The organism is Candidatus Limnocylindrales bacterium (genome assembly GCA_035571835.1).
Lineage (GTDB): Bacteria > Desulfobacterota > Binatia > UBA1149 > CAITLU01 > DATNBU01.
The window spans coordinates 190,049-205,103 of record DATNBU010000017.1 but is presented as its reverse complement, the minus strand read 5'-3'; the positions used below and the strand labels follow the sequence as shown (position 1 = coordinate 205,103).

Genomic DNA, 15,055 nt, shown 5'->3' with positions numbered 1-15,055 from the left:
ATGAATACCAGGGTCGCGGTAGTCGGCGCCGGAAGCTGGGGAACCGCCCTGGCGAGCCTGCTCAGCGGCAAAGGCTACGACGTGATTCTCTGGTCGCGCGGCAAGGAAATCGCCGCATCGATCAACGACCACAACGAGAACAGGGCTTATCTCCCCGGCGTGGCTCTGCCACGCACGCTGCGCGCGTCCGTCGATCTGCACGAAGCGCTCGACGATGCGGAGCTCGTCGTCGCCGTCGTTCCGTCGCATGCGATGCGCGATACGATGAATCGCGCGGCACGGGTGATGCGTTCCGATGCGCTCGTGGTTTCGGCGAGCAAGGGAATCGAGGACGATACGCTGCTGACGATGCACGGCGTGATCGCCGACGCGGTCGGAGACGAACACCGGGTGACCGCGCTCTCCGGCCCGAGCTTCGCGGTGGAGGTCGCCGGCGGACAGCCGGCGGTCGTGGTGGCTGCCGCGACCAGCGAGCAGACCGCCGAACGCGTCCAGCACTACTTCCACGCACCGATGCTGCGCGTCTACCGAAGCACCGACATGGTCGGAGTCGAGCTCGGCGGCGTCGTGAAGAACGTGATGGCCATCGCGACGGGAGTCTCGGATGGCCTCGGCTACGGGCTGAATGCGCGCGCCGCGACCATCACGCGCGGGCTTGCCGAGATCATGCGGCTGGCGATCTCGATGGGCGGCCGGCCGGAAACGCTCTCGGGCCTTGCCGGCATCGGCGACCTCGTGCTGACCTGCACCGGAGACCTCTCGCGCAACCGGCAGGTGGGCCTGCGTCTCGGACGCGGCGAAAGCATCGATTCGATTCTAGGCGGGATGCGAATGGTCGCCGAAGGCGTTCGCAACACCAAGTCTGTTCTCGATCTCGCGCGCCGGCAGAAGGTCGAGATGCCGATCGTCGAATGCGCCTACAAGGTTCTTTACGAGGGTCTTCCGCCCAGCCAGGCGCTCGAGGAGCTCTTCGGGCGCAGCCTCAAACCCGAATTTCCGTGAAGCCGTTTCAACCCCTCCTGTGCGTTGACAATCCGGAACTTCGCTGACAAGAAGCCGAATTGCGGTTTTTTGACCGCGCGCCTGCGGGTGTACCGCCAGGTGTTCTGCCAGAGGATCCGTTACCGTGAAAAGAACTTACCAGCCCAGCAATCTCCGGCGCCGACGCCGGCATGGATTTCGAGCACGCATGGCCACGCCCGGTGGAAGGCTGGTGATCAAACGGCGACGGGCGAAGGGGCGCAAACGCCTTTCCGTCGTCACTCCGCCCAAGCCAGGGCGAAGGTAGTACGGATCTTCGGCTGACACGGGCGCGCCGTGTCCGGTCGCGCAAGGATTACCTTCGGATCCAGCGCGGAAGGCATGGCAAAGCGAGCCGACATTTTCTGGTGCTCCAGAGTCCCGGAAAGACCAGCGAGACCCGCCTCGGAATCACGGCGAGTCGCAAGGTCGGGGGATCTGTCGAGCGCAACCGTGCGAAACGGCTCGTGCGAGAAGTTTTTCGACTGCATCGTGCAAAGTTGCAGCCAGGCTCCGACATCGTTGTGATCGTGAGAGCCGGCGCGGACAAATTGAGCTTTGAGCATGCGGAATCGGAGTTGGGCAGCATTCTATTCGGGAACGTCGAGGGCCGGCTCGGGAATTGAGCCGCTCACCGCTTTCTTCAAAGCGTTGTCGAACGTTCTTGCGGCATCCCTGCTGGGCGCGATCGCCCTGTATCGCAGATGGATTTCGCCGTTGCTGGGCTCGAACTGCCGCTTCCATCCGACCTGCTCCTGCTACGCCACAGACGCGATCGTCCGGTATGGACCGTTTCTTGGCACCGCGTACGCTCTCGGGCGTCTTGCCCGCTGCCACCCTCTTTGCGAGGGCGGCTACGATCCGGTCCGTTAGGACCACGACACCGGTCCCAAAGGGACCGCGGCATCCGTCCCGTAAGGGACCGTCGCATCGGTTCCAATAGGGACCGCCGCATCGGTCCCGCAGGGAATCGCCGGTCGGAAACCTTGCTGCAGCCGCTGGAGGCGGCAGCGTGGAAAGAAGATTAGCTCTGGCTCTTGCCCTGTCGCTCGCCATTCTGGTGGGCTTTCAGGTGCTCTTTCCCCATCGGCCACCCGAGCGGGTTCCATCCGACGTGGTTGCGACGACTGCTGCGCACACGCAGCCTGCGGCCATACCGGCCACGGAGGCCGCCCCCGAGCCCGACCCGGGAACAGCTGATCCGGGCGCGACCGTCGACGTCTCCAGTCGCCTTTTCCGCGCGCGTTTTGCGTCGCGCGGCGGGCGCCTGATCAGCTTCGAGCTGTCGGAGTACCGCAAGGACCCGGCGCCGGGCGACGGGCCGTACGACCTCGTCAACTCCGTCAGCCCAGCCCCGCTCGCGCTCATGTGGCGCAACGAGGCGGGAGAAGTTGTCGACGACCGGTCGGTGGTCTACGAGATCACGAAAACCGGCGACAGCGCCCTCGATGACAAGCCAGTCGTGATCACGATGCGCGGGCGCACGCAGGCCGGCGGCACGATCACCAAAACCATCGAGATTCCGCCGAACTCTTATCTGCTCGACTACAAGGTCGAGACCGAAGGAATCGGCAAGACGCCGCTCGCCGTCGGGTGGGCACGCAAGCTCCATCCCCACAAGGCGCGCGCCGATGTCGAAGGGGCAGTCGGCTACTTCGACGGAAAGCTCCACAGCTTCGACGCCTCCACGCTCAAGGAGACCGAAGTGTTCGAGGGCAACGCCTCGTGGGGCGGGTACGCCGAGCACTACTTTCTCGCCGCCTACGTCGCGGACAAGCGCGAGCCGCTCAAGCTGGTTGCATCGAAGAGCGAGACGAGCGGAAGCAGCGCGCTGTGGACCACCACTCCGGCGACTGCGCTTCACTACGGCCTCTACCTCGGTCCGAAGAGCTTCCACGACCTCGAGAAGGCCGGTGGAGAGCTCGTCCAGGCCATCGATCTCGGATGGTTCTGGTTCATCGCGAAGCCGCTGCTGGTCGCGCTCCGTCTGATTCACGGGCTCATCGGCAACTACGGCTGGGCGATCATCCTGCTGACGGTCGCGGTCCGCGTGATGTTCTACCCCGTGAACAAGAAGCAGATCGAAGCGATGAAGGGGATGCAGGCGATCCAGCCGGAGGTCAAGAAAATCCAGGAGCGCTACGCCGACGATCGCGAGACGATGAACAAGGAGATGATGGAGCTGTACCGGCGGCACAAGGTCAATCCGCTTGCCGGATGCCTTCCCATGCTCGTCCAGCTGCCCGTGTTCATCGGCCTCTACAACGTGCTCCTGCAGTCGATCGAGCTTCGCCATGCACCGTTTGTCGGATGGATGCAGGATCTTTCTCAGCCCGATCGTCTCGGCGCAATGCCGATACCGTTCGTCGAGCCCTCTGGAATTCCGGTCATGACGCTCCTGATGGGAGCGAGCATGGTCCTTCAACAAAAAATGACTCCCAGCACTGCCGATCCGGCCCAGCAGCGGGTCATGATGATCATGCCGGTCGTCTTCACCGTCATGTTCGTCAATTTCCCCGCGGGACTGGTCCTTTACTGGTTGTCGAACAACGTTCTGTCGATCGCACAGCAGTATCTGTCGAATCGGCAAGGCAAGTAACGATCATGGCCACCACTATCGAAGCTCAGGGACACACCGTGGACGAGGCGATCCAGATCGCGCTCAACCAGCTCGGTGTCAGCCGCGACAAAGTCGAGATCGACATCCTTCATCATCCGCGCCGCGGACTTCTCGGAATCGGCGCGCGCCGGGCCAAGGTTCGAGCGACAATTCGCGAGAGCGTGATGCTCGACGGCGAAGAGTTCGACATGTCCGGAGGCGACGACTCGCTCGATGACAAGCCGCGCCGGCGGCGACGGCGTGGAGGTCGCAATCGCACGGGTCGCGAAGGAGCCGAGCCGCGAGCCGAGAAGGTTCCCGCTCGTGCCGCGATGCCCGCGCGCGAAGCGCCGCGCGCCGACAACGATCGGCGCAGTGATGCGAGACCTGCCGGTGAGGAAGGTGCCAGGAATCGCGGAGACGCGGGACGCGGAGACAGGCGCGGCGGCCGCAATCGCGGCGACCAGCGTGGTGAGCGCGGCACGGGTCAGCCGAGAAACGAGGCCCAGCCGCGCGGCGGTCAGGAACGACGCGATCCGCCGCGTGAGCGTTCGTCGCAGCGCGGAGGCCAGCAGCAGCAGAACGAGCGCCGCGATCGCGATGCCGGCGGAAACCGCGGACGCAGCGAAGCGCCGCAAAAATCCGAAGGCGCGCCGCGTGGGGTAGAGTCGGCTCCACACGAGCGCGGTCAAATGGATCGCCCGGAGCGTGGCCAGATGGATCGCCCTGAGCGCGGCCAGATGGAACGCGCCGAGCGCGGCCAAACGGAGCGCGGCCAATCGACCCGGGCGACAGAAGAAGGCCGCGCGCGCCGCCAGCCGCCGGAAAACGTCCAACCGCTCGACGCTGCGTCTCTCGATGCGATTCGCCTGCGTGCCGAGGAGCTCGTCCGCGAGCTGCTCGTGAAGATGGGCTTCGCGGCGGAAGTAACTTCGACGAGCGATCTCGCGGCCGGCGAAGCCATCGTCTGCGTGCGGTCGGACAACGAGGGATTGCTGATCGGACGACGCGGCCAGACTCTCGATTCCCTCGAGCACATCGTCAATCGCATGGCGCTGCGGGGTGAGGCGTACGTCGAAGGTCGCGTGCTGCTCGACATCGGCGACTATCGCCGCCGGCGCCGTGAGAGTCTCGAGGAGCTCGCAACCCGACTGCGGACGCGTGCGGTCGGCGAGCGGCGCAGCGTGCAGGTCAGTCCGATGAGCCCGCGCGACCGGCGTTACTTCATGCAGGCCTTCGCCGACGACGAGGCCGTCGAAGTCCGCGCGCTCGGAGCAGGTTTCTACCGACGGGTCATCGTTGCGCCGGCCGGAGCGGCGACCGGTCCCGTCGTCGAAGCGAACGCAGATGTCGAGGATGAAGACCTGATCTCCGGCTTTGCGGAAGCCGAGCACTGAACACGCAAGCGTTGTCCAGGAGCCTGTATCGCGCCGACACGATCGTCGCCTGTGCGACGGCCGCCGGACGAGGTGCGATCGCGATCGTTCGCTGGAGCGGCACCGACAGTCTCGCGATCGCAGGTCGCATATTCGTGCCTGCGACACCGGGCCCCATAGAACCCTGGAAGATGCGTCTCGGCACGGTTCTCGGCGCGGACGGCTCGTCGTCGATCGACCAGGTGCTCGGCGTCTTTTTTCCCGCCGCATTTTCCTTCAGCGGCGAGGACACGTTCGAAGTCCATAGTCACGGCTCTCCGGTCGTCGTCGAGCAGATCGTGGCCAGTGCGATTGCAGCGGGCGCGAGGGCGGCGGAGCGCGGCGAGTTCACCCGGAGAGCGGTGCTCAACGGCAAGCTCGATCTTCTTCAGGCCGAAGCGATTGCCGACCTGATCCACGCGCGCATGGCGGCGGGCGCACGGAGCGCGTGGCGCCAGCTCCAAGGTGCGCTCTCGAGTGAGCTCGAGGAGCTTCGCACGTCGCTGATCGCCGTTCTTGCCGACATCGAAGCGCAGGCCGATTTCACCGACGACGAGCTGCCGGACCCGGATCTCGACCGTCGCAGTCGTACCATCGAGCTGGTGCTCGAGCGTGCAGGCAAGCTGCTTGACGGCTTTGCGGCGTCGCGACGCCAGCGTGACGGTTTTCGGGTCGTGTTCACGGGACGACCGAACGCGGGCAAATCGAGCCTCGTCAACCGTCTGCTCGGCAGCGGGCGCATGATCGTATCGGACGAGCCGGGGACGACCCGCGATGTGGTCGAAGAGGTCGTCGATCTCGGCGGCATCGCGTTCGTGCTGGTCGACACCGCCGGAATCCGCGACGCACCGGGCGGCGCCGAAGCCGAAGCCATCCGTCGCGCGCACGCGACGCTCGAAGAGGCCGATATCTGCGTTCACGTGCTCGACGGTTCGCAATCGGTGTCCGACGTGAAACTCGCGGCGGACGGCGATACCGACAGCATCGTGCTGCTGAACAAATGCGACCTGGGCCTGGCCGCTGGTCCCGGCGGCGAACGATGGGCCGGCGCCAGCGTCGTCGTGACCAGCGCAGTGACAGGCCAGGGCTGCGACGAGCTCGTCGAAAGATTGACGGCGCTGGCGCGGCGCAGGCTTGAAAACGATGCGCCCGGGATCAGCCGGATCCGGCACCGCGCGGCGCTGGAAAGAATGCTGCTGCCGCTGCAACGCGCCCGCGATCTGGCGGCCTCGGAAGAAATGTGCGATCTGGCGGCAATCGAGCTGCGCGGAGCTCTGGCTGAGCTGGCCGCCATACGTCTGCCGCTCGACAACGAGGAGGTGCTCGACCGGATATTCTCCGAGTTCTGCATCGGCAAGTGAGAAGGAACTGGATGCAATGAGCGAAGCGGATGCCATGAGCGAAGCGGATCCGAGGAGCGAAGCGGATCCGAGGAGCGAAGCGGATACGATGAGCGGGCGGATGCGATGAGCGAGCGTTTCGACGTCATCGTCGTCGGTGCGGGACACGCCGGCATCGAAGCCGCTCTTGCCACCGCCCGCATGGGCCATTCGACGGCGCTGCTGACGATGAACCTCGACGGCATCGGGCAGATGTCGTGCAATCCGGCCATCGGCGGCATCGGCAAAGGCCATCTGGTGCGGGAGATCGATGCGCTCGGCGGCGAGATGGGACGCGCGATCGACGAGTGCGGGATCCAGTTTCGCAAGCTCAACACGCGCAAGGGTCCCGCCGTGCAGGCGTCGCGCGCCCAGGCCGACAAGGCGCTCTATCGCCAGCGGATGAAGCGGATCGTCGAGTGCACGGGCAACCTCACGGCGCGCCAGTCGCAGGCCGTCGATCTGGTGATCGAAGACGGCCGCGTCACGGGAGTCGTCACCGAGCACGGTGACGTGCTGCGCGCATCCGCTGTCATCCTGACGACTGGAACCTTTCTGAATGGCCTCATCCACGTCGGCGCGAGCCAGCAGAGCGGAGGACGAGTTGGAGACCGCGCCGCGATCGGCCTTACGGCGGCTCTCGAGCGAGCAGGCCTCGCTACCGGCAGACTCAAGACCGGAACCTGTCCTCGCCTCGACGCGCGCACGATCGATTACTCGCGGCTGGAGGAACAGCCCGGTGATCCGTCTCCGGAGGGGTTTTCGTTCGATGGAGCGCCGCCGCCGCTTCGCCAAGTTTCCTGCCATCTGACCTATACGAATCTCGAGACGCATAGCGTTATTCGAGAATCAATAGATAAATCACCTATTTACAACAAGACGATCAGCTCGCGAGGACCGCGCTACTGTCCGTCCATCGAAGACAAGGTCATGAAGTTCCCGGATCGCGACCGTCATCGGATCTTTCTCGAGCCGGAGGGACTGGAGACTGTCGAGGTCTATCCGAACGGTCTGTCGACTTCCCTGCCGCTCGACGTGCAGCGCCGCTTCGTTCGAACGATCGAGGGGCTTGAAGACGCGGTGATCGTGCGGCCGGGGTACGCGATCGAATACGACTACGTGATTCCGACGCAGCTACGGCCCTCGCTGGAAGTGAAGACACTGCCCGGTCTGTTCTTGGCCGGCCAGATCAACGGAACCACCGGCTACGAGGAAGCAGCGGCGCAGGGCCTGATGGCCGGCATCAATGCGTCACTCGCAGTCCGCGGCGAGCCGGCGCTGATCTTCTCGCGAGCCGAGGCATACCTCGGCGTATTGATCGACGACCTCGTCACGCGAGGGGTGGATGGCGAACCCTACCGTATGTTCACGTCGCGCGCCGAGTACCGGCTGCTGCTTCGGGAAGACAACGCAGACCGCCGCCTCGGTGCGGCGGCCGGCCGGCTCGGGCTGCTCGGGCCGGACAGGACCAGACGGCTTCGCCGCAAAGAAAGCGCGATCTCGGACGGTCTCCGACGCCTGCAATCGCTCCGGCTCAAGTCCGATGCCGGGACGCAGAGCCGCCTGAGCGCAGCCGGCGAGTCGCCGATTTCGTCTCCCGGGACGGCATACGACCTTCTGCGACGGCCCGGAATGACCTATGACGTCGTCGCATCGGTGATCCCGGGAATCGAGCGATACGACGCCGACGTCGAACGACAGATCGAGATCGAAGCGTCGTACGACGGCTACATCCAGCGACAGCACGACGACGTCGCGCGGATCTCGGGGCTCGAAGCGGCGAGGATTCCCACCGGAATCGACTATTCCGCCATCGAAGGCCTGTCGGCAGAAGCGACCGAAAAGCTGCGGCGAATCGGTCCGGAAACCCTCGGTCAGGCAGGACGGATCAGCGGCATTACGCCCGCTGCGCTCAGCGCGATCGCGATCTATCTGAAGAGGCGCCATTCGGCATGACCGGGCCGCACGCCCGCGATCGCGAGCTGCTGGAGGCCGGATCGCGCGAGCTCGGAGCCGAGCTTGACGCTGCACAGACCTCGGCCCTTCTGACTTTCCTTGATCAGATCTACATCTGGAACCGGCTGGCGGGTCTGACGACGATCCCGCGTGAGAATGCGGTCCGCCTGCACCTCCTCGATTCTCTCGCTGCTCGTCCGTTCGTCAGGACCGGGCCCTGTCTGGATATCGGCACCGGCGCGGGGCTTCCCGGGTTGGTCCTTGCGGTCGTCCTCCCGGCCGTCCGGTTCGTGCTCGTCGAATCCAACCGCAAACGGTGCAGCTTTCTTTCGGAAACCTCCCGGCTCCTGCGACTGACGAACGTCGAGATCGTGCAGTCGGATATACGGGACCTTTCGCGAGATCACCGTTACCCCACCGTGATCTCTCGTGCATTCCGCCCTCCCCACGAATTTCTCCAGATTGCCGGCGAGCTCGTCCGCGACGACGGCCAAGTCGTTATGTTGATGGCCGACCCCACCGCCGACTTTTTGAGCGAGCTCCAGCGCACTTCGGAGTTCATCGCTTCTGACGAGAAGAGATTCGTGCTGCCCGGCGGGGATGAGCCCAGGACGATCATCAGCTTCCGACCGCATAGCTGATTCACGCTCGCCGTCGTCCGCACACTTCCGCGGCAAGGTCGCCGGCGATCCAGGTTTCACGTGAAACCTGGATCGCGACGCCCCCGCCGATGACGTTTCACGTGAAACGTTGCGAGGCTGTGCGACGGCCGTTTCGCGTTCCCACCGTCAGCATGGTAACTGTTTGGCGTGGAGTGGCGGTGAGATGGGCCTGACGCTGGCGGTGGCCAACCAGAAAGGCGGGGTGGGGAAAACCGCGACTACGGTCAACCTGGGCGCATCCCTCGCGCTAGACGGATCCCGGGTTCTGATCATCGATCTCGATTCCCAGGGCAGCGCCTCGAGCGGTCTTGGCGAAACGCCCGTCAAGGGTACTTCGAGCTACGAAGTCCTGATCGGCGAGATCGCTGCTTCGGAAGCGGTCCGGGCGACGAGCATCGATCGCTTGTCGCTGATGACCGGTACTCGCGACCTCGCAGGCGCCGAAGTCGAGCTGGTCACATACGAAGACCGGCATGCGCGCCTCCGGCAGCAGCTCGACACCCTTCGTGGGAGCTACGACTACATCCTGATCGATTGTCCGCCGTCCCTCGGCATGCTCACGCTCAACGCGCTCTGCGCCGCCGATGCCGTGGTCGTTCCCCTGCAGTGCGAGTTCTATGCACTCGAGGGACTCGGTGCGCTCGTGGATACTCTCGAACGGGTGCGCTCATCGTTCCACCCGGATCTGCGAATCCTCTGCATCGTGCTGACGATGTATGACGCCAGGACATCGCTCAATCGACAGGTAGCGCGCCAGGTCCGCGAATACTTCGGCGACAAGGTGCTGCGCGCGATGGTCCCCCGCAATATCAGGATCAGCGAGAGCCCGTCCTACGGGCTTCCGGTCGTGCTCTACGATCCGACTTCGCTCGGGGCCATCGCCTATCGGAACGCCGCACGCGAAGTCGCAGCGCTTACCGCCACGACGGCCGAGCAAACCCAGATGGAGGCGCCAGAATGAGACAACCTCTCGGACGCGGGCTCGACGCAATTCTCGGCGGGCCCGTCAATATGAAGGATTCGGCTGAATCCCGCCCGGGCCCCGTTCCTCAGGGCGAACAAAAAGGGAAACCACTGCTGGTGCACGTCGAACGCGTCGTTGCCGGCCGCGGGCAGCCGCGACGCATATTCGCTGATGAGCAACTCGATGAGCTCGCAGCGTCGATTCGCGAGAACGGGATTCTGCAGCCGCTCGTCGTCAAAGATCTCGGGGGCAGCTACGAGCTCATCGCGGGTGAGCGGCGTCTTCGCGCCGCTGTGCGCGCTGGCCTGGAAAAGGTTCCGGTCGTGATCCGCGAGACCACGTCCGACAGCGAGATGCTCGAGCTCGCACTCGTCGAGAATCTTCAGCGCGAGGACCTCGGACCGCTCGAGCGCGCGCGCGCTTACGAGCGGCTCCTTCAGACCCACGGGATGCTTCAGGACGACATTGCGAAGAAGGTCGGAAAATCCCGCACAGCCGTCACCAATACGCTTCGACTTCTCGGCCTGCCGTCGCCGGTCCTCGATGCGATGGAACAGGGTCTGATCACCGAGGGCCACGCTCGCTCCCTCCTCGCGTTGCCGACCGCGACGCGCCAGATCGAAGGCATGCAATCGGTGGTACGCCGCGCGCTCTCCGTACGAGAGACGGAGCAACTCGTGCGCGAGTGGCTCGAGCCGGACGACAAGCATCCGGCCGGCGCGTCGAAACCGGCCGACAAACGATCGGCAGGACCAGTCGAAATGAAGCTCAGCCGTATGCTCGGAACCAAAGTTCGCTTCCGCGGCGGAATGAAAAAAGGCCGGATCGAAATTGAGTACTACTCGCAAGAAGAATTAATGCGTCTAATCGATCTTCTGTCGTCGAGAGAGTCCGGCTAACTTTGACAACCCGGTAGTGCGATGGTAGCGAAAGCCGCTCGCCGGGAAGTTCACTCGCCCTTTCCGCATTCGATGCGCGCGATGAATGCTCGCACGCACGGCTCGGGTGACGCCCGCGTTTCTCGGGAGCAAATCACCGCAAGGACTACGGCCGCATCCCGAGATGCTGACTTTACCGCCTGACTTTACGTTCTTCATTCAGCTCGGGACATTCCTCGTCCTGTTCCTGGTGCTGAGCCGTCTGCTGTTTGCCCCGTTCATCGAGCTGCTCGCCGAGCGCGACGCAAGAACGACGGGCGACATTGCGGCTGCAGCGGCGTCGCGCGCAGAAGTGAATTCTCTTCTCTCCCACCTCGACGCCGAGCTCGCCAAGGCGCGCGCGAGCGCGAATACGGAAGTCGAAGCGATTCGCGCGACGACGCGCGACGAAGCCGATGCGCTGTTCCACAAAGCCCAGCACGAAGCAGCCGAGCGGCTTGCCGAGCTGCGCACGCAGGTCGCAAAGGCGACCGAGGATGCCCGCGTGTCGCTCAAGGGCGAAGCCCGCGCGATGGCCGAAACGATGGTAACCGCGATTCTCGGCGGCCAGGCGGCGCGATGACGCGACTGACACGAAACGGAATGCGTGCGGCGCTTGCCGCAGCGGTGCTGTCGGGCAGCGAGCCCTTATCGTTCGCCGCCGAGCACGGCCACGAAGACTCGTCGAGCTCGGAGGCATGGCTGTCGCTCGGGTTCTCGACCGTCAACTTCCTCATCTTCCTGTTCCTCATGTACCGGTATGCGTGGCCTGCACTTCGCGACTTTCTCGCCAGCCGCCACAAAGAGGTCGCCGATGCGATGGCCGCGGCCGAGCAGGCTCGCCGCGAAGCCGACGCGATCCGGTCCGAGTACGCTGCGAAGGAAGCCGCGCTGGAGGAAACCAGACGCCGCATGCTCGAAGAGATCCGCCAGGGTGCCGTCGCGGATCGCGAGAAGTCGCTTCGCGACGCGGAAGCAGCGGCCGCCAGGCTTCGCACCGAGGCAGAGCGCCAGGCCGAACATGATCTTGCCCGTGCGCGCCGAGAGCTTCGGGCCGAAGCGGCCAGACTCGCTGCGGAACTGGCTGAAAAAGAGGTCGAAGCGCGACTGACGGATGCCGACCGCGCGCGCCTGGTCAAGGAATTCGTCGAGGGAGTGGCAAAGCAGTGACGCCGGGATCCGTAGGCCGCAGATACGGCAAAGCCCTGTTCGAGCTGGCGACCGAAGCCGGCGAAGTCGAAGCCGTGGGCGTCTCGCTGACGGAGCTCGCCTCTGCCGTCTCGAGCCTGGACGAAGGATCGCTCTCTCCCGGGTTGCTCACCGAGGAGCAGAGGCAGCAGCTCGCGAAGGCGCTGGGTCTGCGTGTCGGCGGCGACTCATTGCTCGGCCGCTTTCTCGGTGTGCTCGCCGCCAACGACCGCCTCGACCAGCTTCCAAGAATCCGCGAGACCTACGAGAAGCTCGAGGACGCAGCGGCGGGCCGCGTCCGCGCGCGCATTCGCAGCGCCTTTCCGCTTTCGGCGGACGAGCGGACGGCGCTCGGTAAAAAGTTCGAAGCAATCACGGGCCGAAAGGTCGTCGACACCGCGGAAGTGGACCCCTCGCTCCTCGGAGGAGTGACAGTCGAGACCGAAGGTCGAGTCTACGACGGTAGTGTTCGTACACAGCTGGCGCGACTGGAGCGCCAGATGGCCGGCTGAGCCGGCCGCTGGAAGCCGCCGCGTCAAACGCCGGCTCCTGAAAAGCGTAAAGAGTCTGGAGGAATTCGGTGCAGCAGATCAAGGCTTCCGAGATCAGCGATCTCATCAAACAGCAGATCCGCGACTTCGGCCGGGAGGTCGAGGTTCGCGAGACCGGTCGCATTCTGGCGACCGGCGACGGCATCGCGCGCATCCACGGCCTCGAGCGCGCAGCCGCCGGTGAGCTGCTGGAGTTCGAGGGCGGCGTACAGGGCATGGTCCTCAACCTCGAGGAAGACAACGTCGGCGCGGCGGTCTTTGCCGACCCCGACAAGGTTCGCGAAGGTGGAGAAGTGCGCCGTACCGGCCGCATCGCCGACGTCCCGGTGGGCGAGGCGCTGCTCGGGCGCGTCGTCAACGCACTTGGACAGCCGATCGACGGGCTCGGCGAGATCAAGACGCCGCATCGCCGCCGCATCGAGATCAAGGCGCCCGGCATCGTGTCGCGCGCGCCGGTCAAGCAGCCGATGCAGACCGGAGTCAAGGCCATCGATTCGATGATTCCGATCGGTCGCGGCCAGCGCGAGCTGATCATCGGCGATCGCCAGACCGGAAAGACCGCGATCGCGATCGACACCATCATCAACCAGAAGGGCGGAGACGTCGTCTGCATCTACGTCGCGATCGGACAGAAGCGTTCGTCCGTGGCCCAGGTCGTCGACCGGCTGAAGAAGCACGGCGCGATGGAGTACACGATCGTCGTTGCCGCGACGTCGTCGGAGTCTGCGCCGCTTCAGTTCATCGCGCCGTATACCGGCGTCACCATGGGCGAGTACTTCCGCGACAGCGGCCGTCACGCACTGATCATTTACGATGATCTTTCGAAGCAGGCCGTTGCGTACCGTCAGCTCTCGCTGCTGCTGCGCCGTCCGCCCGGCCGCGAGGCGTATCCCGGCGACGTGTTCTACGTGCACTCCCGGCTTCTCGAACGCGCCGCGAAGATGAGCGACGCCGAGGGCGGAGGGTCGCTGACCGCGCTTCCGATCATCGAGACGCAGGCCGGCGACGTGTCCGCGTACATTCCGACCAACGTCATCTCGATCACCGACGGCCAGATCTACCTCGAAACCGACCTGTTCTATTCGGGCGTACGCCCGGCCGTGAACGTCGGCCTTTCGGTTTCGCGAGTCGGCGGATCGGCGCAGATCAAGGCGATGAAGCAGGTCGCCGGCACGCTTCGACTGGACCTCGCGCAGTACCGCGAGATGGCCGCGTTTGCGCAGTTCGGGTCGGATCTCGACGCGTCCACGCAGCGCATGCTTTCGCGCGGACAGCGGCTCGTCGAAGTGCTCAAGCAGGGCCAGTACGTTCCGCAGTCGGTCGAACAGCAGATCGTGATCCTGTTCGCAGCGACCAACGGGTTCATCGACAACGTCGACGTCAAGAACATCCGGCGCTACGAAGAAGAGCTGACGAGCTTCCTCGACCGTTCGCACCAGGATCTGTTCAAGCTGATCCGCGAGAAGAAAGAGCTGAACGACGACGTCAAGGCGAAGCTGACTGCCGTGTTGAATGAATTCAAAGGCGTTTTTGGCGCATAACGAGCCGTGCCGAATCTAAAGCAAACACGCAAGCGCATCGCTTCGGTCCGCAGCACGCAGCAGATCACGAAGGCGATGAAGATGGTCTCCGCGGCCAAGCTTCGCCGTGCGCAGGAGGCTGCGGAAAAGGCACGCCCGTACGGGACGCGGCTGAACGAGCTGCTCGCGAGCGTCGCCGCGAGCGCGGGCGACGGATCCCATCCCTTCCTGGAGCCGGGCGCAGCCAAGCCGGCCGAGCTCGTCGTGGTCACCTCGGATCGCGGCCTGTGCGGCGGCTACAACACCAACCTCATCAAGACCGCGGAGATCTTTCTGCGCTCCGAGGCCGGACAGGGTGCAACCGTCGTCGCCTGCGGCCGCCGCGGCGACGACTACTTTCGCAGGCACTATCCGCAGCGGATCACTGCGCACTTCATCAACCAGCCGTACACGCTGGCTCTTGCGCGCGAAGTGGCCGCGCTCGTGTCGAAACGGTTTCGCGAGCACGAGGTGGGAAGCGTCCACCTCGTGTCATCCAAATTCCGTTCCGCGATTTCGCAGTTCCCCGTGCGCGAGCAGCTGCTTCCCGTGGAGCGCTCTGCAGAAACCGAGGGAAACGCCGAATACCTGTTCGAACCGGAGGCTGCCGAGCTGCTCGGCACCCTTCTGGAGCGATACGTCGACACCAAGATTTTTCAGGCGTTCCTCGAGTCGACCGCGAGCGAGCATGGCGCCCGCATGACGGCAATGGACAGTGCAACGCGAAACGCATCCGACATGATCGAACGCCTCACGCTGCAGATGAACCGCGCGCGTCAGGCAACGATCACGACCGAGCTCATGGAAATCGTGGGCGGCGCGGAAGCGCTCAAGGGCTAAGGAGT

General features: G+C 64.7%; 16 protein-coding genes. 15 read left to right on the top strand and 1 reads right to left on the bottom strand.

Translation table 11 applies throughout. The annotated features are described in order from the left end of the window. Together VN634_07725 and rpmH are read left to right on the top strand one after the other, a co-directional pair. Complete coding sequence (locus VN634_07725) at nucleotides 1-1,002, top strand: NAD(P)H-dependent glycerol-3-phosphate dehydrogenase (protein HXC50754.1); 1,002 nt, start codon at nucleotides 1-3, stop codon at nucleotides 1,000-1,002. Between the two features lie 124 nt (nucleotides 1,003-1,126). Then, nucleotides 1,127-1,288, top strand: a complete 162-nt coding sequence (gene rpmH / locus VN634_07720; GenBank protein HXC50753.1) for a 50S ribosomal protein L34 — start codon at nucleotides 1,127-1,129, stop codon at nucleotides 1,286-1,288. Here the strand turns inward: rpmH and VN634_07715 are convergent. After that, nucleotides 1,260-1,586 carry a hypothetical protein gene (locus VN634_07715; protein HXC50752.1) on the bottom strand — a complete coding sequence of 109 codons (327 nt, stop codon included), beginning with the start codon at nucleotides 1,584-1,586 and terminating at the stop codon, nucleotides 1,260-1,262. The genes rpmH and VN634_07715 overlap by 29 nt on opposite strands. Between VN634_07715 and yidD the strand changes: the two genes are divergently transcribed. The 13 genes from yidD to atpG all read left to right on the top strand — a co-directional run bounded on the left by yidD (nucleotide 1,585) and on the right by atpG (nucleotide 15,050). Next, nucleotides 1,585-1,893 carry a membrane protein insertion efficiency factor YidD gene (gene yidD, locus VN634_07710; protein ID HXC50751.1) on the top strand — a complete coding sequence of 103 codons (309 nt, stop codon included), beginning with the start codon at nucleotides 1,585-1,587 and terminating at the stop codon, nucleotides 1,891-1,893. The two genes, VN634_07715 and yidD, sit on opposite strands and share 2 nt — an antisense overlap. 139 nt (nucleotides 1,894-2,032) lie before the next feature. Beyond that, complete coding sequence (yidC, locus tag VN634_07705) at nucleotides 2,033-3,619, top strand: membrane protein insertase YidC (protein HXC50750.1); 1,587 nt, start codon at nucleotides 2,033-2,035, stop codon at nucleotides 3,617-3,619. A gap of 5 nt (nucleotides 3,620-3,624) precedes the next feature. Next, nucleotides 3,625-5,016 carry an RNA-binding cell elongation regulator Jag/EloR gene (jag, locus tag VN634_07700; GenBank protein ID HXC50749.1) on the top strand — a complete coding sequence of 464 codons (1,392 nt, stop codon included), beginning with the start codon at nucleotides 3,625-3,627 and terminating at the stop codon, nucleotides 5,014-5,016. Nucleotides 5,017-5,027: 11 nt separating this feature from the next. Next, nucleotides 5,028-6,395, top strand: a complete 1,368-nt coding sequence (gene mnmE, locus VN634_07695) for a tRNA uridine-5-carboxymethylaminomethyl(34) synthesis GTPase MnmE (protein ID HXC50748.1) — start codon at nucleotides 5,028-5,030, stop codon at nucleotides 6,393-6,395. A 105-nt stretch (nucleotides 6,396-6,500) separates the two neighbouring features. Then, the gene (gene mnmG, locus VN634_07690; GenBank protein ID HXC50747.1) at nucleotides 6,501-8,369 is read left to right on the top strand and encodes a tRNA uridine-5-carboxymethylaminomethyl(34) synthesis enzyme MnmG; all 1,869 of its coding nucleotides are present in this window, start codon (nucleotides 6,501-6,503) and stop codon (nucleotides 8,367-8,369) included. Next, complete coding sequence (gene rsmG, locus VN634_07685) at nucleotides 8,366-9,010, top strand: 16S rRNA (guanine(527)-N(7))-methyltransferase RsmG (protein ID HXC50746.1); 645 nt, start codon at nucleotides 8,366-8,368, stop codon at nucleotides 9,008-9,010. Before mnmG ends, rsmG begins: the two co-directional genes overlap by 4 nt. 184 nt (nucleotides 9,011-9,194) lie before the next feature. Then, nucleotides 9,195-9,992 carry a ParA family protein gene (locus VN634_07680; GenBank protein HXC50745.1) on the top strand — a complete coding sequence of 266 codons (798 nt, stop codon included), beginning with the start codon at nucleotides 9,195-9,197 and terminating at the stop codon, nucleotides 9,990-9,992. Next, nucleotides 9,989-10,894 carry a ParB/RepB/Spo0J family partition protein gene (locus VN634_07675; GenBank protein HXC50744.1) on the top strand — a complete coding sequence of 302 codons (906 nt, stop codon included), beginning with the start codon at nucleotides 9,989-9,991 and terminating at the stop codon, nucleotides 10,892-10,894. The genes VN634_07680 and VN634_07675 overlap by 4 nt, the downstream gene beginning before the upstream one ends. Nucleotides 10,895-11,057: 163 nt before the next feature. Further along, the gene (locus VN634_07670; protein ID HXC50743.1) at nucleotides 11,058-11,495 is read left to right on the top strand and encodes an ATP synthase F0 subunit B; all 438 of its coding nucleotides are present in this window, start codon (nucleotides 11,058-11,060) and stop codon (nucleotides 11,493-11,495) included. Next, entirely contained in the window at nucleotides 11,492-12,082 is a 591-nt protein-coding gene (gene atpF, locus VN634_07665) for a F0F1 ATP synthase subunit B (GenBank protein HXC50742.1), read from the top strand. Before VN634_07670 ends, atpF begins: the two co-directional genes overlap by 4 nt. Further along, the gene (gene atpH / locus VN634_07660; GenBank protein ID HXC50741.1) at nucleotides 12,079-12,612 is read left to right on the top strand and encodes an ATP synthase F1 subunit delta; all 534 of its coding nucleotides are present in this window, start codon (nucleotides 12,079-12,081) and stop codon (nucleotides 12,610-12,612) included. Before atpF ends, atpH begins: the two co-directional genes overlap by 4 nt. 68 nt (nucleotides 12,613-12,680) lie before the next feature. Next, on the top strand, nucleotides 12,681-14,192 hold the full coding sequence (gene atpA, locus VN634_07655; protein ID HXC50740.1) for a F0F1 ATP synthase subunit alpha: 1,512 nt from the start codon (nucleotides 12,681-12,683) through the stop codon (nucleotides 14,190-14,192). 6 nt (nucleotides 14,193-14,198) lie between these two features. Further along, on the top strand, nucleotides 14,199-15,050 hold the full coding sequence (atpG, locus tag VN634_07650; protein ID HXC50739.1) for an ATP synthase F1 subunit gamma: 852 nt from the start codon (nucleotides 14,199-14,201) through the stop codon (nucleotides 15,048-15,050). The last annotated feature ends 5 nt before the right edge of the window (nucleotides 15,051-15,055 follow it).